We start from the raw sequence: 17,727 nt of genomic DNA on the forward strand, positions 1-17,727 counted from the left end.
GCCGGGGGCGAAAGCTTCCTGTGCCAAGGCAATAGCTTTCGACCTCTGCCATATTGCCGAGGTCGAGATTACGCGTGTTGCAAGCGCATCATAACACGAAAAATTCATCTGCGGGTCGCCCGTTTCGCGAGCCGTCTCGAGCGCCGCGGAACAGTGGGTCGCCTCATCCGTGGGGCGACGCAGCGGCGAAACCGATTTTTCCTCCAGACGGGCGTCCTTGGTCGACTTGGGCCCTTGCGCTTTTTAGAGGCGCAGCGAATGGCGCGACTGCGCGCATTGCGTGGTCCACTTCATCAGATGCGGCGCAAGTCAGTATCAGGTGCGGAACGCGATCTTGCGCTGTTCAATCTTGCCATCGACAGCAAGCTGCGGGGTTGCGACCTGGTCACGATCACCGTCGGAGACGTCGCCCTTTCCGGCAGCGTGCGTGATCAGGCGATGATCGCGCAGAAGACAGGGAGCGGCGCTTTCACAAGGCGTCGCTCCGTGACCCGATTACAGACAACCAGACGGGTATCCTGGACATCCGCTCTTGCCCACATAACCAACAGATCATTCGGCAGGCACAGTCGTTCGGTCTGGTGCGGCTTCGCGGTATTCGCTCCAGGCCTGCCGCAGGATTTGCACCGATGAGGTTAGAAAGATACCGGCCATAAGTGCGGCGACGGCCAGATCCGGCCATGCGCTTGACGTACTCCAGACGCCGAGAGCTGCGGCCATCACCACCATGTTGCCGATCGCGTCGTTGCGCGAGCACAGCCAAACCGAGCGGACATTCGCGTCACCATCCTTGTAGGGCATCAGAAAACCAACGGAAGCAAGATTGGCGGCAAGGGCCAGAAAGCCGATGATGCCCATGACTTCCGCGCTGGGTACGCCGAGGATCAGCGTCTGATAGACGGTCGAGCCGGAAACCCAAAGCGCCATCAGGCTGAGCGACAGACCCTTGAGCAGCGCAGCCGTTGCGCGCGTCCTCAAGCTCGCGCCGATGACCGCAAGGCTCAGCCCATAGGTGAGGGTGTCGGCGAGGAAATCCAGCGCGTCGGCCTTCAGCGCCTGAGAACCGGCAAGTGAGCCGGCAGTCATTTCGGTCAGGAACATGGCCGCATTAATAGCGATGACCGTCCACAGCACACGCCTGTAGCGCGGGTTCATGCCGTCAAAGACCGGCACGCCGCCCGAACAGCATGAGGCTTCCGCTGCACGATCATGCGAATGACCGTGCAGCTTCGCCGGCAGAACCAGCGGCGGCGGTCCCGCACAGCTTTTGGTTTTATGATCGCAGCAAGCTTCAGACATGGGGCGACTCCTCAGTGAAGACACTGTAGGATCTCTAGTGGCTAGAGGTTCAAGAGGCTTTTTATGGATTTGTCGATCGGTGAATTGTCTCGTCGCGCGGAGGTGAAAATACCGACGATCCGCTACTACGAGCAAATTGGGCTGTTGCCCGAAACGGGTCGAACCGAAGGAAAGCAGCGACGCTATGGAAGGAGGGCAGTAGCGCGGCTTGCCTTCATCCGGCACGCGCGAGAACTCGGCTTCGAGGTTGATGCGATCCGTACGCTGCTTTCGCTGCAGGATGATCCGGATCAATCATGCGCCCGCGCCGACGAGATCGCGAAGGCGCGGCTGGTCGAGGTGGAGAAGCGCATCGCCGGTCTTAAGGCTCCGCGCAGGGAATTGCGGAAGATGGTCGAGGAATGCGCCTGCGGGCGGGTCGGCGAGTGTCGCGTGATCGAAACGCTCGCCGACCGAACGCATGCGCATGGGAAGTTGGCGGCAAGTTGATCGGAGAACCGGCGCACCTTCACAGAATGTCAACCCCGACTCGAAGCATTCAGGCGTCAGCTAGAAGCGATAACGCACTCCGACTTGCGCGAGCACAGGCCAATTTAGACAGCGCGCGGCAGGCTCACCGGGAAGCTGGGTCCGGGGGGCAGGGCGTTGCCGGGCAATGTTCGATCGCGGCGACATGGCGTTGCCTGTGGATTCTTGTATACGAGCATCCCAGTATAGCCGGCTGCCGGCTGTCCGCGGAAGGGAACTGCTCGCCACTTGCATCGATCACGGCGGCTGCGAGGACTTGCATGAAAACAGCCGTTCGCCTTTGCCTGCTGCTCGCCTTTCTGCCGACGTCGCTGGCGCATGCCGGCTGGCAGGCGGTCGAGAAGGTCGAGACCTACGCCATCTCGGGGCAGTCCGGCCCGGAGCTCTATGCCTCGATCGGCGGGCGCGGGCCGCTGCTCGGCGAGCGCCGCGTCATCGCGCATACCAATTTCAAGTTGACCTGGGTGAGGGACTACCAGCCGCAAGGCGACGCCTGCGTACTGGTGTCGGCGCGGCCGAAGCTGATCATCACCTACACCTTGCCGAAACCGGCCGCGCGGCTGCCGGGCGCAATCCAGAAGAACTGGGAGATCTTCTCAGCCGGCCTTGCCGCCCACGAGAAGGTGCATGGCGCCAGCATCATCGACATGGTGCATAAGATCGAGGCGGCCACCATCGGCCTGACCGTCGCCGATGACCGTGGCTGCAGCAAGATCAGGACCGAAGTTACGAGACGTCTCGCCGGAATTTCGCAGGCACAGCGGCAGGCGAGCCGCGATTTCGACCGGGTCGAATTCGGCCCGGGCGGCAAGCTGCGGCAGCTTGTGTTCACGCTGATGACCGGCGGATGATACTGCAGGGCTGCGGGGGGCGGCAGGGTACCACCTTTGCGGCCCTCACGCCTGCTCGGTCGGATAGAGGGTCAGGATGTTGACGTTGACCCGTGGCGGCTGGGTCACCGCGTATAAGATGGCGGCGGCGATGTCCTCGCTTTCTAGTTGCTGCATGTCGCCCAGCCTTTGCTCGACCGCCTGGCGCACATCCGCGCGCATATTCTGGGTGAACTCGGTCTTGACGGCGCCGGGCTCGATGCAGGTGACGCGGATACCGTCCTTGCCGATCTCGCGGCGCAGCGATTCCGCCATCGCGCTCACCGCGTGCTTGGTGCCGGAATAGACCACCGAAGGGTGGATATAACGGCCGGTGCCGGATGAGACGACGACGATGTGGCCGGCGCCTTGCCGCTGCATCGAGGGCAGTGCCGCATGGATCGGATAAAGCAGCCCGAGAATGTTGACGTCGACCATCCGGCGGTACTCTTCCGGCGTCGTGTTGCGGAACGGCGCGGCGACGCCGACGCCTGCAACCGCAAGCAGAATGTCGAGCCGGCCGTACTCCTGCTGGACCCGTTCGACCATCGCCGTGGCTTGCGTTTCGTCGGTGACGTCGACGACAATCGGCAGCGCCGCACTGCCGGTCTCACGGATCCGCCTCGCCAGATTGTCCAGGCGCTCGGCGCGCCGCGCAGCAATCACCAGCGTGGCGCCCTCGGCCGCCAGCGCCAAGGCGGTGGCCTCGCCAATGCCTGAGGAGGCACCAGTCACCAAGGCGATCTTGCCGCTCAGTTTTCCTGTCTGCATCTTTTTCTCCCGAGGTTTTGGATACGCCCTGAAGCTAGGTGCGGATGCTCTGAAAGCAATGCTTATGGGCGACTGAAGGACCGGACGGCTTGCGGGACAGAAGGGCCGGGACAGCGCCCTCCGGCAAGCCCATGTCTGCGCAATTTTCTTTGGGCGAACGAGCGGGCCTTGACGTGACTGGAGCTGTTGCGTCTTGATACGGGCTGCGGGGCTTCGCATGAAAACAGCTGATCGACTATGTCTGCGGGTGGCTTGTTTGCATGCGACGCGCCTGCAGGCACCACCGCGATCCTCTCGTGACCGACCGGGCTGAGCGCAAGATGAAGGTCCTCGTCGTCTATTGCCATCCCTGCACGGACAGCTTCAATGGCGCCGTCCGCGATATGGTGCTGGAGACGCTTGCCGATCGCGGCCATCAGGTCCACCTGCTCGACCTCTATGCGACCGGCTTCGATCCAGTCATGCGCACGCAGGAGTGGCGCGGCTACCACGACAAGGCGGCGAACCTGCAACCCGTGCACGAACATGCGCAGGAGCTGCTCTGGGCGGAGGCGGTCGTCTTCATTTACCCGACCTGGTGGTATGGCGTGCCGGCGATGCTGAAAGGCTGGCTGGAGCGCGTGCTGGTGCCGGGCTTCGCTTTCGAGATGCCGACCGCACGACGCGGTCCGCGGCCCAAATTGCGGCACATACGCCGGGTGATGGCGATGACCACATGCGGTGCCACGCCGCTGATGTCGTGGATCATGGGGCAGCCCGGCCGGCGAACCCTGCTGCGCGGCTTCCGCTCCGTCTGCCATCCGCTGTGCCGGACCAAATTCCTGGCGCTCTACCGGATGGACAGCGTCTCGGCCGCCGGTCGCCAGGCGCATCTGCAGCGGGTCAGGAAAGCGGTTGCAAGCCTTGGTCGCGCTGATGCGGTCGCCGCCACAGTGCCTGGCTGATAAGCTAGGCGAGCCGCCACCGGAACAGGCGCGTTGACTCTATTCCCCATTTCTGGAAATCTGGAAATATGGACAAGACGCTCGCCCTTTCCGCACTTGCCGCGCTCGGCCAGGAGACCCGGCTGGACGTTTTTCGCCTTTTGGTGCGGGCCGGCGCCGAGGGCGTAGCTGCGGGCGAGATCGCCTCACGGCTCGCCGCGTTGCCGAATACGATGTCGGCCCATCTCAAGATACTGTCCCATGCCGGCCTGGTGCGGACCGAACGAGAGGGCCGCAGCGTGCGCTACTTCGCCGATATGACCGGCTTTCGCGATCTGCTGGCCTACCTCATGGAGGATTGCTGCAATGGCGCGCCGGAACTTTGCCAACCTGTCATCCAGGCTGTGACCTGCAACTGCTAGGGGGAGGAGGTTCGTCTTGGTCAATCTTTCCCGCCGCCTTGCCGCCGAAGCCCTCGGCACAGCTCTGCTGGTCGCCACCGTGGTCGGTTCCGGCATCATGGCTGACAGGCTGAGCAATGATGTCGCCGTCTCCCTGCTCGGCAACACCTTGCCGACCGGGGCGATCCTGGTCGTGCTCATCACCATATTCGGGCCGATATCCGGAGCGCACTTCAACCCGGCGGTGACGCTGGTATTTGCGCTTCGACGCGAGATCGAAACGAACGCGGCGCTTGCTTACGTCGCCGCCCAGATTGCCGGCGGCATCGCCGGAACGTTGCTCGCGCATGCGATGTTCGAACTGCCGATCCTGCAAGTGTCGGCGACGGTGCGAACCGGAAGCGGGCAATGGATTGCGGAGCTGGTTGCCGCCTTCGGGCTGGTCTTCACCATCCTCGCCGGCCTGCGCTCACGTCCGGATTCGATCCCCTGGCTGGTCGGGCTCTATATCACCGCCGCCTATTGGTTCACCGCGTCGACATCCTTCGCCAATCCGGCCGTCGCCATCGCCCGTGCGTTCTCCAACACGTTTGCCGGGATCCGCCCCGCCGATCTGGCGGGGTTCATCGCCGCCGAGCTTTTGGGCGCGTTGCTGGCCATGGCATTGGCAGGGTGGCTGCTCGTCCAACCGAAACCAGTCCGACAGATGAAAGCTGCGCAATGACCATCACCATCTACCACAACCCCGATTGCGGCACCTCGCGCAACACGCTGGCCATGATCAGGCAGTCCGGCGAGGAGCCGGAGGTGATCGAATATCTGAAGAACCCGCCATCGCGGCAAAAACTCGTCGAGCTGATCGCGGCGATGGGCATGACGCCGCGCCAATTGCTACGAGAGAAGGGCACGCCCTATGGCGAACTCGGCCTGGGCGACCCCAAGTGGAGCGACGACGAGATCCTCGATTTCATGCTGGCGCATCCGATCCTGATCAACCGGCCTATCGTGGTGACGCCGCTCGGCACCATGCTCGCCCGACCCTCCGAAGCGGTGCTCGATATCCTGCCCAATCCGGATATCGGCCCGTTCACCAAGGAGGACGGCGAGGTCGTCATCGACGCCAGCGGTAAGCGCGTCGGCTAGATATCGTCTTATTTCGATCTTTGTCGAAATTCTCTTGACGTGCAGCGATTCTGGAAATAGCTTATTTCCATGAAACTCGAAAAAGCAGCCGCGCAACTTGAAGCCCTCGGCAACCCGACGCGGTTGCAGCTCTATCGGACGCTGGTGCGAGCCGGCGATGAGGGGCTGCCGGTCGGGCGCATCCAGGACAGGCTCGGCATCGCCGCCTCGACGCTGTCGCATCACCTCAAGCGGCTGGTCGACACCGGCCTGGTAACGCAGGAGCGCCAGGCGACCACGCTGATCTGCCGGGCCAACTATCCCGCCATGAACGGGCTCATCGGATACCTCGCGGACGAATGCTGCGCCGACGGCACCTGTGCGCCGGCATCGGCGGAAGCGGTCGCCAAAACGGCGGCGTGATTTTTTTGGCATTATAATTCGAAATTACCGGAAGGATGGAAGATATGGATACGATCGAAAAACTCCCTGTGGCGGTGATCGGCGCCGGGCCGGTCGGTCTGGCGGCAGCGGTCCACCTCATCGCGCAGGGCGTTCCTGTCAAAGTCTATGAAGCCGGCAATGCGGTTGCATCCAATCTCAGGGATTGGGGCCATGTCCGGGTGTTCACGCCTTGGCGCTATTGCGTCGATCAGGCGGCCAGAGACCTGCTCGAGGCGCATGGCTGGCGGATGCCCGAGCCCGAGGCATTCCCGACCGCGGACGACCTCGTCGCGGACTATCTCGAGCCGCTTGCAAAGCTTCCGCAATTGTCGCCGTCGATCGAAACCGGCGTCCGCGTCTTCGGCATTTCGCGCTGGGGCGCCGACAAGGTGCTGAGCAAGGGACGCGGGAACCGGCCATTCATGCTGGTGGTCGAAACCGCCACCGGCACCAGGCGCGACAGCGCCCGCGCCGTCATCGATGCGTCGGGAACCTGGCAGATGCCGAACCCGCTCGGCGCCGGCGGAATTCCTGCAGAAGGCGAAGCCGAATTTGCCGACCGCATCGCCTACGGCATACCCGATATTCTCGGCCGCGACCGCAGCCTTTATGCGGGGAAGACGACGCTGGTCGCCGGCTCCGGCCATTCGGCCGCCAATGCGGTGCTGGATCTCGCCAGCCTGGCAAATGTGGAGGCCGGCACGGCTTTCATCTGGACAACGCGCGGCACCGATCTGGTGCGCATCTATGGCGGCGGCGATGCCGACCAATTGCCGGCACGGGGCGAACTCGGCGCCGAAGTGCGCGAACTCGCCGAGAGCGGCGGCGTCAGGCTGGTGACGGGCTTTGCGGCTGTTTCGATCCGCGATGCCGACGGACGGCTGGTCGTCGAAGGCCAGACCAGGGACGGCTTGCAGGCGCTTGGCCCGGTCGACCGCATCATCGCCGCGACCGGACAACGCCCGGATCTGTCGCTGACGCGCGAGCTTCGGCTCGAGCTCGATCCGTGGCTGGAAAGCGTCAAGGCACTGGGGCCGCTGATCGATCCCAACGAGCACTCCTGCGGCGACGTGCCGCCGCACGGCCACCGCGAGCTCAGCCATCCAGAGCAACGGTTCTATACGGTCGGCATCAAGAGCTATGGCCGCGCGCCGACCTTCCTGCTGCTGACCGGCTATGAGCAGGTCCGCTCCGTCGCCGCAGCGATCGCCGGCGACATGGTGGCGGCCGACAATGTACAGCTCGTGCTGCCGGAGACCGGCGTCTGCACCGTGCCGACCATCGGTACTGCCGACAAGGGGTGCTGCGGCGGTCCGGCGCCCGCCGCTTCGGATGCCTGCTGTGTCGCCGATGTCGAGGCGAAGACGATCGGCAAAAGCGGTTGCGGCTGCAGCGTCGCGGCATGAGCCTTTCGCCGCCTTCGACGGCCATCCTGCGCAGCCGCGGCGTGATCATAACCACGCTTGGCCTGACGCAGATCATGGCGTGGGGATCGTCCTACTATCTTCCCGCGGTCATTGCACCGGCGGTCTCCTCCGATACCGGCTGGCCGCTGGCATGGGTTGTCGGCGGGCTGTCTCTCGGCTTGCTCATGGCGGGATTGATTTCTCCGCGCGTCGGTTCATCGATCGAGCGGGATGGCGGCCGCAACGTCCTGGCATTCAGCGCCGGATGCATCGGGGTCGGCCAGATCGGGCTAGCCCTTGCTCCCAACCTTGCGGCCTATATCGCTGCCTGGCTGATCATCGGACTGGGCATGGGTGCGGGGCTCTACGATGCCGCTTTCGCCACGCTTGGCCGCCACTACGGCCACGGCGCGCGCTCCGCAATCACCGCGCTGACGCTGTTCGGCGGTCTTGCGAGCACGATCTGCTGGCCGATCTCAGCCTTGCTGCTGGGGGAGGTCGGCTGGCGCGGCACCTGCCTGGTTTACGCCGCCTTTCAGCTGGCAATTGCGCTTCCGCTCTATCTGGTGATCCTGCCCCGCGCGGCGCCGCAACCGGCAGTCAAACCAGAATTGAAGGAGGCGGCACCGGTCCTGGAAAACAATATGGATCCGTCGATCATGATCGTTCTGGCCGCGACCCTCACGCTTGCGGCGGTAATCTCCTCGACGCTGTCGGTGCATCTGCTCACCATCCTGCAGGGCAGCGGCATGGCGCTGGCCGCAGCCGTCGGGCTCGGCGCTCTGGTCGGCCCGTCCCAGGTGGCGGCGCGCGCGATCGAGATGATGATTGCGCGCTACCACCATCCGATCCTGACCAAGTTCGCCTCAGTTGCCTTTGTGGCGATCGGCGTTTCGGCGCTCTGGGCCGGCATGCCAATCATCCCGGTGGCGCTCGGTTTCTATGGCGCGGGCATCGGCCTCGAATCCATCGCACGGGGAACGCTGCCGCTCGCGCTGTTCGGCTCGAACGGCTATGCGAGACTAATGGGTCGCCTCGCCATGCCGAGCCTGATCGCCCAGGCGGCGGCACCCTCGGCCGGCGCATTGCTGCTGGAGCGCTTCGGCCCGCATGGGACGTTGGCCGCGCTTTCCGGTCTGGCGCTGGCCAACGTCCTCTTGGCATGCGGCTTGGGCTGGCGGATGCTCCGCCGGCGGGAATCGCAGGTTCAATCCCGATAGGATTTGACCAGCGTTCACCCCCTTCACCTGGGTAGCGGGAGATCTTCTAAGGGGTCGGCAAGGAAGGATGCGGCGATCAGATCGTCGGCATCCAGCCGCAGGGAGCCTTCGGCGCCTCCCATGATGGCGGCAACTTTCTGAAACGTCTTCATCTCGTGCTCGGTGATCTGGGCGCTTCGCATTCTGGCTTTGAGGTCAGCAACGCGCAGCCCCAAACTGTGGGACATTCCGATTTTACGGTTCGACATGGTAAGATGCTCCTCCCCGGCCCATGTTTGTTTTGCCACCCGCCCTTATTCGCATTTCCTCCGCCTGCCTAAATATGAGGCATCGCGAATACAGCGCCCGAACGCCCGATGCAAGGGAAGGTTCCGGCGCGCAGAGGTCACGAAATAATAATGCGAAGGAAGCACGGCCGATGGTCCGGCCGGAGGTAGGACTTAGGTACGACGCCCCGCCAGACAGAGGGTTCCGGAGGCTTATCGGCTGGCGAGGACCATGCGGTTGCCTTCGCTGTCGCGAAACTCCGCCACCGTGCGGCCCGGCTGCCACGGCGCCTCATGAGGTTCGGTGACGGTCTCGACGCCGCCCGCTTTCAACGCCGCGGTCATTGCTCCGACATTTTCGTCGACCAGCACCAATACCGGCTCCGCGGCGGGGGTGTCGTCGGCGCGCCTGATGAAATGCAGGTTCGTCACGGCATGCGGAAACGCCAGCTCGATCCAGCGCCAGCCGCCATCGCCCATCTTCTGGTCGGCCAGCACCTGACAGGCGAGATGCCTGGTGTAGAACGCCTTGGCACGGTCCTGGTCGAACACTGGAAGCTCGGCAAACTGGATATGCATGATCGTCTCTCCTGCTTGATGGCTGCCGCGCAGCCGCCCACGCGGAAAAGACGATGCGGGCAACCGAAAAGATTCTTCGGTAGTGAGAATCTTTTCGGCGCGGCCGGTCGTCCTTCGTTCATACCAACCAGTCAGGAGACGACGATGAACTATGCGCTTATTCGATATGGTGTGAACCAAGCCGACCTGGACAATAACCGCGCGCTGGTCGAAAAAGTGTTCGAAGCGCTGGGCGAGGCGGCACCGCCGACGGTGCGCTATCTCGTGCTCGAGCTGGACGATGGTTCGTTCGTCCACATCGTCGGTCAGGACGGCGATTCGTCGACGCTGACCGGGCTTGCGGCCTTCAAGGCGTTTACGGAAAACCACGCCCAGCGCCGCTCGACCCCGGCAATGCGATCGCCTGTCAAAGTCATCGGCAACTACCGTATGCTGGCGGATCAAAACGCCGGGTAGCGCCTGCCATGCCGCTCGCGCAGAAATGGGAAGCTACGCCGAAAATGAACAGGGCGACTTTGGAGGCGATGCTCGTCGGGTTGCGGCCAAGGCTGCATCGTTACTGCGCGCGCATGGCCGGCTCGGTGATCGACGGCGAGGATATCGTCCAGGAGGTGCTGATCAAGGCGCTGCAGGCGATCGACGGCGGCGCGATGGTCGAACGGCCGGAGCAATGGCTGTTTCGCATCGCCCACAATGCCGCGCAGGATCATCTGCGGCGGCGCAATCGGGAAAGGTCGCGCATGACCGAGGCCGACATGAGCGTCATCGAGGATCCCTCCGGCAGCGCCGACAGCCGGCTCGCCGCCCAGACCGGCCTGCGCTCCTTCATGCAGCTTTCGGTGCCGCAGCGCAGCGCCGTGATCCTGGTCGACGTGCTCGGCCTCAGCCTGCACGAGACCTGCGAAGTCACCGGCGCGACGCTCGCCGCCACCAAGGCCGCGCTGCATCGCGGGCGGGCGCAGCTCAAGCTGCTGGCGCTGCAGCCCGAGCAGGCGCTCGCGCCGAGGCTCGACGCCGATGACGAGCGCCGGCTGCGGCGCTATGTCGACCTGTTCAACGCGCGCGACTTCGACGCGGTCAGGGCTCTGATCGCCGAGGACGTCCGGCTCGATGTCGTCAACCGCGTCCGCCTGCGCGGCAAGGCCGAAGTGTCGACCTATTTCGGCAATTACGACCGCGCGACCGATTGGGCGCTGTCGCTGGGCTTTGTCGACGGCCGGCCGGCGATCCTCATCCGCAACCCTGGGGACCCGGACGGCGCCGTGCGCGGCTTCATGCTGGTCGAATGGGCGGGCGAGGAGGTCATCCAGATCCGGGATTTCCGCTACGCACCCTGGTGCTTGCCCGATGCGGAGATCAGTACGATAGAGCGGTGAGGGGCTTGCCGCGATGGCGCGCGGAGGCGACGGGGCCAAGGTTGCGCCACCGGACAAGTCTGCCATCGCCTCGGTCACCAAGCTGAAGGGTTCCGCTTCCGATTTCGGGGAGCGGTATCGTCGCGAAGAGGATCTACGGCCCACAGCCGTCATGCTCGATATAGAGCGGCGCCAGCTTTCGGATCAGGCAGCCTCTTCCTAGTTGACCCAAACGCAATTGCCAGATGGCCGCAAGTTCTTAGAGCGGTTCCGGCTCTCCTGGAACCGGTAACCCACTCTAACTATTTGTTTTGCCGCATTTATGCGGACGCAAAATGATTCCATTTGGCTGCAAAATGCTCTAGCCGACACGCACGCGGCGCGTCACCTGGCCATTGCTCTCCCAGTATGTGTGTTTCTTGGCAATCAAGGGATCGTCCATCGCCGGTTGAATTTGTCCCGTGGTGCTGACCGCGCGCGAGGTCACCGTGTGTTCTCCAGGAGAGGGATTTGCCCAAGCCAGGGACCAAATTTTCCAGGCGTGCTCTGCCTCCTCACTGTGGTCAATGGTCGCTGGTGCCCAAGGCCCCTGGTCGATTTGAACTTCGACCCGGTCGATCGGCGCCCCCCAGGCTGCGCCAACGATGCGGTAATCCGAGTCTTTCCGGGTAACCTTCGCAGGCGCGGACTTTATCAGCGCTCGCCCGACTGACGTCTCGGCCCATACGGTCTCGCCGTTGTGGTCCTCCTCCCGGATGGTGACATAGTCACGGGCCATCAGAAGGCTCATGAACCGCGTATCGCGAACCTCGATGCGCTTTAGCCACTTGACGTTGGCGATCCCGTACCAGCCTGGCGCAATGAGCCGTACCGGGAAGCCATTGGGCGCCGGCAAGACGGCTCCATTCATTTCATAGCAGAGGAGATTATCGGGGTTCATCGCGTGGGCGAGCGACATGCTGCGAGCGAAGTTCTGCTGCATCTTGACGTCGCGTATTGCGACCTCGCCTTTGTCAGTACCGAAAAAGACGACCTCGATGCCCTTCTCCAGAACGCCGGCTTCCTCGAGGATCGGGGCGAGCGGCGTCCCAGCCCAGCGGGCATTGCCGATGCCGCCGGTGAAGAAGGGAAACCCGTGGTTGCCCGAGCATTCCACTGTGAAAACGACCTCCTGCCGCGGTCGTGCCCTGATGTCGGCGAGCGTCAATTTTAAGGGCTTGTTGACCAGGCCTCCGATCTCCATCGACCATGTCTTCTCGTCGATCGTTGGTCGGTTGAAATGCGAGATGCTGAAGAACTTGTCGTTTGGCGTTATCCAGCTATCCAAATCTTCCCAGACAAGCTGTTTCTGGATACCTACCGGATCGGGATTTTCGGTCGGCTGATCCAGCCATGGAATAACTTCCTCGCTCGGCCGTGTTGGAAAAGCGTAAGCCCGACGCGAGGTATAGAGAGCAGCAATTGCGGCAAGAGCCGCGCTTCCTTGAACAAGAAGTTCTCTGCGCTGAAAATCAGGCATGTTGTTTACCTCCCAGTTGATCGTTGATCCGGAACGGGCTGCAACGTGCCTTCGGCCGTAGCCTGATCACGGATAGGCGACACAATGTGAAGTCTGCCCATTCGGAAGTATCCGGATGGCTCAGACAATCACCGACGCAAGTCAGGCATGTGAAGCGTTGGACGAAACTCTGGCTCGCGTTTCGCATGCCAAGAGTGCGCCTTTGAGAAGGACGTGTCCACAACTTGGACGGGACATGATGATGATTGCGACATTCCATGCCGATTTTCGGTCCTGCCAAATCGTTGCTGCTCGGATCGCTGCCGAACGCCCGCTTCTGGGTCATTTCGGGACCTTCGTGGGTTCTCGTCGAACCGGTGTTTCCTGCCGGCCAGTGGGTTGGTCGGGCGGCCGGCATCGCCCTGGTCGCCTGGGGCGGCGCAACGCTTTGGTCTGACGACCAGGGCTGCCTCGAATGTCGCATTTGCAGGAAACGATCCCTCCTGACGCAAAGTGCATCGCACCGCCCAGCCAGGCCGGCTCACAACGCGTCGGGGCGGACCGGCGGTGACGTCAAGCTTACGCAGGCATTCAGGCGTCGAGGAACTTTGAATCTTGGCGTCCGTTTATCCGAATGTCGGGTATGAAGGGCTCCGCCAATGAATGTCAGCGATGAAAGGACTGTATCGCTTTGGGCGGCAACCGAAGTCGCGCCTGAGGCGGTTCCGCTCGAGCGGAGTGAACAGGTCGATGTCGTGGTCGTCGGATCTGGCATTGCCGGACTGTCGGTCGCCTACCAACTGGCCGTCGCCGGGCAAAAGGTGGCGGTGCTCGATCGCGGCCGGATCGGAAGCGGCATGACGGCACGCACCACCGCGCATCTGTCGTCGATCTGCGACGACTATTTTTCGGAACTGATCAAATTGCGCGGCGAGGAACTGGCGCGGATTTACTACCAAAGCCAGTCGGCGGCTATCGACCGTGTCCAATCGATCCAGGAAGCAGAGGGTATCGCGTGTGATTTCCGCCGCCTCGACGGCTTTCTGTTTCCGGCGTCAGGCAGAAGGGAATCCGTCATCGAGCGCGAACTGGGCGCCGCTCTGAAGATTGGTGTCGACGTCGAGAAAACCGCAGGCGTGTCGTTTGCAGGCTTTTCGGATACGCCCGTCCTTCGCTACGCCAATCAGGCGACATTTCACCCCCTCGAATATCTCCGCGGGCTGGCTGCGGGCATTCGCGCGCGCGGCGGCATGCTTTATGCGCAGACCATCGTCGACAAGGTCGCGGAGACCGACGGCGGCGTCCGCGTAAGCACGGTCTCGGGCTTTACCGTGTCTGCCAGATCGGCCGTTGTCGCCACTAATTCGCCGATCAACGATCGGGTCGCGCTCCACACCAAGCAAGCGCCGTATCGGACCTACGCGATGTCGTTCGAGATCGCGCGCGACGTTTTGCCGGATGCACTCTATTGGGACACGCTGGATCCCTATCACTACGTTCGCCTGCAGCCTGGTGAAGGCAAAACCGACTTTCTGATCGTCGGTGGTGAGGACCACAAGACAGGGCAGGCCGACGATGCCGACAACCGCTTCGCGGCCCTGGCGGACTGGATCAAAAAATTGGTGCCCGATATCGGCGCGGAAACCAATCGATGGTCCGGGCAGGTGATGGAGACCGTCGACTATGCCGGGTTCATCGGCCGCAATCCCGGCAACCGGCATGTCTTCGTGGTCACCGGCGATTCCGGTCAGGGCATCACCCATGGGGTTGTTGCCGGCCAATTGGTTTCCGACCTGATCCTGAAGGGGGAAAGCCCTTGGCGGGAACTTTACGAACCCTCCCGCAAGACGGTACGGGCGATCGGCGACTATTTGGCGGAGAATGCGACAGCGATCAGGAGTTTTGCCGAGTATGTCGCGCCTGGCGAAATCGATTCCGCCGATAAGCTGCGGCCGGGAGAGGGCGCCATCGTGCGCGAAGGGCTTACCAAAGTCGCGGCTTTTCGCGATGAGGACGGCACGCTCCACAAGCGCTCGGCCGCATGCACCCATGTCGGCTGCCACGTCCATTGGAACTCATTGGAACGCTGCTGGGACTGCCCCTGCCACGGCTCGCATTTTGCCGTCGACGGCACGGCTTTGAACGGGCCGGCCGTATCGCCCCTGGCTCCTGTCGGATAATTTTTTTTTCGCCCCCGCCGCGCAACTCACAATTCCTTCTCGGCCAGCTCCCGAAATGCGTCGGGAACCGACCGCTGTAGTCCGAGCGCGACCGAGGCGTAGCCGACCGCCTCCCAGCCGAAGCGGTCGCGGATCTTGTCGATGGCGCGATCCGCGATCCAGCGCGCCGCGTCCTTCCGGGTGCCGGGGCGGCGGCGGTCGTCGAGCCCGAGCGGCAGCTCCAGTTGCAGCCCGGCATGCTGCTCCAGATGCGATACGGCGATCGCCAGCAGCGAGATGGTCTTTTCGTGCGGATGGTCGATGAGCACCTTGCGCACCAGCGCCTCGGCGATTTCGGCCAGCATGGCGGTTGCCGAAATCGGCTGGTCGAGCGTGACCGAGCGCGTCACCGAGCGCAAATCGGCAAAGCGGACACGAACCGTCACCGTGCGGCCGGGCCGGGATTTCGCACGCAACCTGGTGGCGACCCTGTCGGCCAGATGCAGCAAAGCGGGGACGAAGACCTGCTCGTCGGCCGGTTTTCGGCCGAGCGCCGATTGCGCGCCGGCCGAGCGCGCCCGGCGCTGCGTCTCAAGCTTGCGCGGATCGCGGTTCCACGCCAGCGCATTCAGTTTCTCTCCCGCCGCCGGCCCGAGCAGGCGCTCCAGCGCGCCACTGTTGGTCTTCGCCAACTCGCCGATGGTGTTGACGCCGATACCGGCCAGCCGCTCCCTGGTGACGGGGCCGACGCCCCACATCAGCTCGACCGGCAGCTCATGGAGGAATTCCAGCTCGTGGCGCGGATCGACCACCACGAGCCCGTCGGGCTTGGCCACTTGTGAGGCGATCTTGGCCAGATGCTTGGTGCGGGCCACTCCGACCGAGATCGGCAGGCCGAGCTCGGCCCGCACGCGGCGGCGTATCTTGCCGGCGATCTCGGCCGGCGAGCCGAACAAATGGGTGCAGCCGGCGACGTCGGCAAAGGCCTCGTCGATCGAAATCCGCTCGACCACCGGCGTGAAATCGCCGAGCACCTTGATTGCCGCATCGCCCAGCCGCTGATAGTCCTTGAAATGGCCGCCGACGAAAATGAGTTGCGGGCAGAGTTCCCGCGCCCGCCGTCCCGGCATGCCGCCGCGCACGCCGAACGCCTTGGCCTCATAGGATGCGGCAAGCACTACCCCGCCGCCGACGGCAATCGGCTTGCCGCGCAAGGCCGGGTCGAGCAATTGTTCGACCGAGGCATAGAAGGCATCCAGATCCGCGTGGAGGATGTTGGCTTCCATCCGGCCCGTTCGCTCGCGGCGGCTCGAACGCCGCATTGTCTCGCGTTATGATAGGAACATAAAGAGAACATTGCGGGTGAATTGTCAAGCAGCGCGGAGGCCGCCGCCGCAACCTACAGCGCCATCTTGTAGCCGAGATGACTGGCGGTGAAACCGAGGCGCTCGTAAAAATCGTGCGCCTCCCGTCGACCTTTGTCCGTGGTGAGTTGGACGAAGTTGCAATTGCGCGAACGGCACGTTTCAATCGCCCATTCGACCATCAGTTTGCCGACGCCGCGCGAGCGCCATTGCCGGGCGACGCGAACGCCTTCGATCTGGCCGCGCCAGGCACCCTTCCTGGAGATACCCGGAAGGAAGGTGAGTTGCAGGGTCCCGACCACTTGCCCGGCCTCGACAGCCACGGCCAGCAACTGGTTGGGATCGGCATCGATTGCGCTGAAGGCATCGAGATAGGATGGCGCAAGCGGCGTGGATAGGTCTTCCCGGTCTGCGCCGAGCACATCGTCGGCAAGCATTGCAACGATCGCCGGCAGGTCGGGCGCCTGCGCGCGACGGAATTCGATCTCGCTCATCGCGCGAAGACATACGGTGCGACGTCGGCGATCGCAATATCCGTTTTGACTTGCAAGGGAAGGCCCGCGCCTTCAGGTGATCTCGAACGCCCAGAGGCGGTGGCCGTAGCGGCGGAAGAAGCGGGCGAAGAGGCGCTGCTGTCTGGCACGGGCGAGGTCGGCGGCGCGCCTTTCCTGCCGCCAGCGCGGCATGTTGCGGAACATCGCCAGGAAGCGGGCGGCGTCCTCGAGTGCCTCCTCGGCTGTCTGCGCCGGGCGGATCGCCGCCAGGAACAGAACGCGGCTCGGCTTCATCTGGTCAATCGCCACCTTGCGCTGGCGATGGCCCTGGCGTGCCTTGCGGATGCCGTCCTGGCGGATGGCCGCGAAAGCGGCAAGCATGGCCGGGCTGTCGCCGCTATAGCCGCAGGCATGGGCGAACTGGGCTGGGTTCATCGTCGCTCCCTTGCTGCCGGCCGGCCGCGGTTCCGTGGCTCGCGCCGATTCCAGCCCGCATGAGATATAAGCATAACTCAAATAATTGAACAAGTGAAACTTTCACGTTGATGTAAGCGGAACCGACTCGACTCCGCTCCAAAAACCGATAATGATGTGAACAAAGCAGGAACAACGATGGGGTGGCCATGGCATTGGCGGGCAAGGAAGCGACGATCGCCGATGTCGTCTCGATTGCCGTCGAGTGCATCGATTGCGGCCGCAACAGGTGGTGGAAGCCGGCCGAGCTCAAGCGGCATGGGGTGAGGCCGGAGACGCCGCTATCAGCGCTTTCGGGGCGCCTCATCTGCAAGGCCTGCCGTGCCGATGGCCTGCCGGGCGCCGCCGTTTCGATCCAGGCCGCCTTCATCGACGACCGGCAACGGGTGCGCGCCGAGGCGCGCCTGCTCAACGGTCGAGAGCCGGAGCAGTCGAGGCGGGCTTGAGGGGGGAACTTCCTTCTCCCCTTGGGGGCCTGTTGCGTAATTCGCTGATTGTGATTCTCTGAGACGAAGCTCGGAGGGAATCGCGATGGCAGTGAAGCAGATGGGCCAG

At 63.5% G+C, this 17,727-nt stretch carries 22 protein-coding genes and 1 pseudogene; 15 read left to right on the top strand and 8 right to left on the bottom strand.

The window, feature by feature from the left end; genetic code table 11:
• Nucleotides 1-297 precede the first annotated feature (297 nt).
• Nucleotides 298-453: pseudogene (locus NKJ17_RS32140) on the top strand (tyrosine-type recombinase/integrase); the annotation flags it as partial.
• Between the two features lie 99 nt (nucleotides 454-552).
• On the opposite strand, the gene NKJ17_RS32145 reads toward NKJ17_RS32140, so the two are convergent.
• Nucleotides 553-1,299 (bottom strand): cation efflux transmembrane domain-containing protein, encoded by a 747-nt coding sequence (locus tag NKJ17_RS32145; RefSeq protein ID WP_352691728.1) that lies wholly within the window; start codon nucleotides 1,297-1,299, stop codon nucleotides 553-555.
• A 63-nt stretch (nucleotides 1,300-1,362) separates the two neighbouring features.
• Here NKJ17_RS32145 and NKJ17_RS32150 point away from each other — a divergent pair, with 63 nt between their 5' ends.
• Nucleotides 1,363-1,788: a MerR family transcriptional regulator gene (locus NKJ17_RS32150; protein ID WP_352691729.1), complete on the top strand. Its 426-nt coding sequence runs from the start codon at nucleotides 1,363-1,365 to the stop codon at nucleotides 1,786-1,788.
• Nucleotides 1,789-2,087: 299 nt separating this feature from the next.
• Entirely contained in the window at nucleotides 2,088-2,678 is a 591-nt protein-coding gene (locus NKJ17_RS32155) for a DUF922 domain-containing Zn-dependent protease (RefSeq protein WP_352507823.1), read from the top strand.
• Nucleotides 2,679-2,723: 45 nt separating this feature from the next.
• On the opposite strand, the gene NKJ17_RS32160 is transcribed toward NKJ17_RS32155, so the two are convergent.
• Nucleotides 2,724-3,467, bottom strand: a complete 744-nt coding sequence (locus NKJ17_RS32160; protein ID WP_352507822.1) for an SDR family oxidoreductase — start codon at nucleotides 3,465-3,467, stop codon at nucleotides 2,724-2,726.
• A gap of 320 nt (nucleotides 3,468-3,787) precedes the next feature.
• On the opposite strand from NKJ17_RS32160, the gene NKJ17_RS32165 reads away from it, so the two are divergent.
• The 7 genes from NKJ17_RS32165 to NKJ17_RS32195 all read left to right on the top strand — a co-directional run bounded on the left by NKJ17_RS32165 (nucleotide 3,788) and on the right by NKJ17_RS32195 (nucleotide 8,983).
• Nucleotides 3,788-4,411, top strand: a complete 624-nt coding sequence (locus tag NKJ17_RS32165; protein WP_352507837.1) for an NAD(P)H-dependent oxidoreductase — start codon at nucleotides 3,788-3,790, stop codon at nucleotides 4,409-4,411.
• Nucleotides 4,412-4,479: 68 nt separating this feature from the next.
• On the top strand, nucleotides 4,480-4,812 hold the full coding sequence (locus NKJ17_RS32170; RefSeq protein ID WP_352475581.1) for an ArsR/SmtB family transcription factor: 333 nt from the start codon (nucleotides 4,480-4,482) through the stop codon (nucleotides 4,810-4,812).
• 16 nt (nucleotides 4,813-4,828) lie between these two features.
• The gene (locus tag NKJ17_RS32175) at nucleotides 4,829-5,515 is read left to right on the top strand and encodes an aquaporin (RefSeq protein WP_352507821.1); all 687 of its coding nucleotides are present in this window, start codon (nucleotides 4,829-4,831) and stop codon (nucleotides 5,513-5,515) included.
• Nucleotides 5,512-5,934: an arsenate reductase (glutaredoxin) gene (arsC, locus tag NKJ17_RS32180; RefSeq protein ID WP_254819694.1), complete on the top strand. Its 423-nt coding sequence runs from the start codon at nucleotides 5,512-5,514 to the stop codon at nucleotides 5,932-5,934. Before NKJ17_RS32175 ends, arsC begins: the two co-directional genes overlap by 4 nt.
• Nucleotides 5,935-6,003: 69 nt before the next feature.
• Nucleotides 6,004-6,336 (top strand): ArsR/SmtB family transcription factor, encoded by a 333-nt coding sequence (locus NKJ17_RS32185; RefSeq protein ID WP_254819693.1) that lies wholly within the window; start codon nucleotides 6,004-6,006, stop codon nucleotides 6,334-6,336.
• Nucleotides 6,337-6,380: 44 nt separating this feature from the next.
• Nucleotides 6,381-7,763, top strand: coding sequence for an NAD(P)/FAD-dependent oxidoreductase (locus NKJ17_RS32190; protein WP_352691731.1), 1,383 nt, complete (start codon nucleotides 6,381-6,383; stop codon nucleotides 7,761-7,763).
• Nucleotides 7,760-8,983 carry an MFS transporter gene (locus NKJ17_RS32195; RefSeq protein ID WP_352691732.1) on the top strand — a complete coding sequence of 408 codons (1,224 nt, stop codon included), beginning with the start codon at nucleotides 7,760-7,762 and terminating at the stop codon, nucleotides 8,981-8,983. The genes NKJ17_RS32190 and NKJ17_RS32195 overlap by 4 nt, the downstream gene beginning before the upstream one ends.
• Nucleotides 8,984-9,006: 23 nt before the next feature.
• Here the strand turns inward: NKJ17_RS32195 and NKJ17_RS32200 are convergent, their stop codons facing one another.
• Together NKJ17_RS32200 and NKJ17_RS32205 are read right to left on the bottom strand one after the other, a co-directional pair.
• Complete coding sequence (locus tag NKJ17_RS32200; protein ID WP_254819690.1) at nucleotides 9,007-9,231, bottom strand: hypothetical protein; 225 nt, start codon at nucleotides 9,229-9,231, stop codon at nucleotides 9,007-9,009.
• A 231-nt stretch (nucleotides 9,232-9,462) separates the two neighbouring features.
• Nucleotides 9,463-9,828, bottom strand: coding sequence for a VOC family protein (locus tag NKJ17_RS32205; RefSeq protein ID WP_352691733.1), 366 nt, complete (start codon nucleotides 9,826-9,828; stop codon nucleotides 9,463-9,465).
• A gap of 144 nt (nucleotides 9,829-9,972) precedes the next feature.
• Here NKJ17_RS32205 and NKJ17_RS32210 point away from each other — a divergent pair, with 144 nt between their 5' ends.
• Genes NKJ17_RS32210 through NKJ17_RS32220 form a run of 3 tightly spaced genes read left to right on the top strand, consistent with a single transcriptional unit; the run spans nucleotide 9,973 to nucleotide 11,406 of the window.
• Nucleotides 9,973-10,284 (top strand): hypothetical protein, encoded by a 312-nt coding sequence (locus NKJ17_RS32210; RefSeq protein ID WP_352691735.1) that lies wholly within the window; start codon nucleotides 9,973-9,975, stop codon nucleotides 10,282-10,284.
• Nucleotides 10,285-10,328: 44 nt separating this feature from the next.
• The gene (locus NKJ17_RS32215) at nucleotides 10,329-11,204 is read left to right on the top strand and encodes a sigma-70 family RNA polymerase sigma factor (protein ID WP_352691736.1); all 876 of its coding nucleotides are present in this window, start codon (nucleotides 10,329-10,331) and stop codon (nucleotides 11,202-11,204) included.
• Between the two features lie 13 nt (nucleotides 11,205-11,217).
• Nucleotides 11,218-11,406: a hypothetical protein gene (locus NKJ17_RS32220; RefSeq protein WP_352691738.1), complete on the top strand. Its 189-nt coding sequence runs from the start codon at nucleotides 11,218-11,220 to the stop codon at nucleotides 11,404-11,406.
• A gap of 138 nt (nucleotides 11,407-11,544) precedes the next feature.
• Here the strand turns inward: NKJ17_RS32220 and NKJ17_RS32225 are convergent, their stop codons facing one another.
• Nucleotides 11,545-12,702 (bottom strand): sulfite oxidase, encoded by a 1,158-nt coding sequence (locus tag NKJ17_RS32225; protein WP_352691739.1) that lies wholly within the window; start codon nucleotides 12,700-12,702, stop codon nucleotides 11,545-11,547.
• Between the two features lie 638 nt (nucleotides 12,703-13,340).
• On the opposite strand from NKJ17_RS32225, the gene NKJ17_RS32230 reads away from it, so the two are divergent.
• Nucleotides 13,341-14,861, top strand: a complete 1,521-nt coding sequence (locus NKJ17_RS32230; protein ID WP_352691740.1) for an FAD-dependent oxidoreductase — start codon at nucleotides 13,341-13,343, stop codon at nucleotides 14,859-14,861.
• A 26-nt stretch (nucleotides 14,862-14,887) separates the two neighbouring features.
• On the opposite strand, the gene dinB is transcribed toward NKJ17_RS32230, so the two are convergent.
• From dinB to NKJ17_RS32245, 3 genes are all read right to left on the bottom strand, one after another.
• Nucleotides 14,888-16,126, bottom strand: a complete 1,239-nt coding sequence (gene dinB, locus NKJ17_RS32235; RefSeq protein WP_352691741.1) for a DNA polymerase IV — start codon at nucleotides 16,124-16,126, stop codon at nucleotides 14,888-14,890.
• 113 nt (nucleotides 16,127-16,239) lie between these two features.
• The gene (locus tag NKJ17_RS32240; protein WP_352691742.1) at nucleotides 16,240-16,698 is read right to left on the bottom strand and encodes a GNAT family N-acetyltransferase; all 459 of its coding nucleotides are present in this window, start codon (nucleotides 16,696-16,698) and stop codon (nucleotides 16,240-16,242) included.
• A 72-nt stretch (nucleotides 16,699-16,770) separates the two neighbouring features.
• Complete coding sequence (locus NKJ17_RS32245; protein WP_352691743.1) at nucleotides 16,771-17,133, bottom strand: hypothetical protein; 363 nt, start codon at nucleotides 17,131-17,133, stop codon at nucleotides 16,771-16,773.
• 188 nt (nucleotides 17,134-17,321) lie between these two features.
• Between NKJ17_RS32245 and NKJ17_RS32250 the strand changes: the two genes are divergently transcribed.
• Nucleotides 17,322-17,618 (top strand): hypothetical protein, encoded by a 297-nt coding sequence (locus NKJ17_RS32250; RefSeq protein WP_352507809.1) that lies wholly within the window; start codon nucleotides 17,322-17,324, stop codon nucleotides 17,616-17,618.
• Nucleotides 17,619-17,727 lie beyond the last annotated feature (109 nt).

It is taken from the genome of Mesorhizobium sp. M0208, assembly GCF_040322015.1.
In the GTDB taxonomy this organism is placed as follows: Bacteria; Pseudomonadota; Alphaproteobacteria; order Rhizobiales; family Rhizobiaceae; genus Mesorhizobium.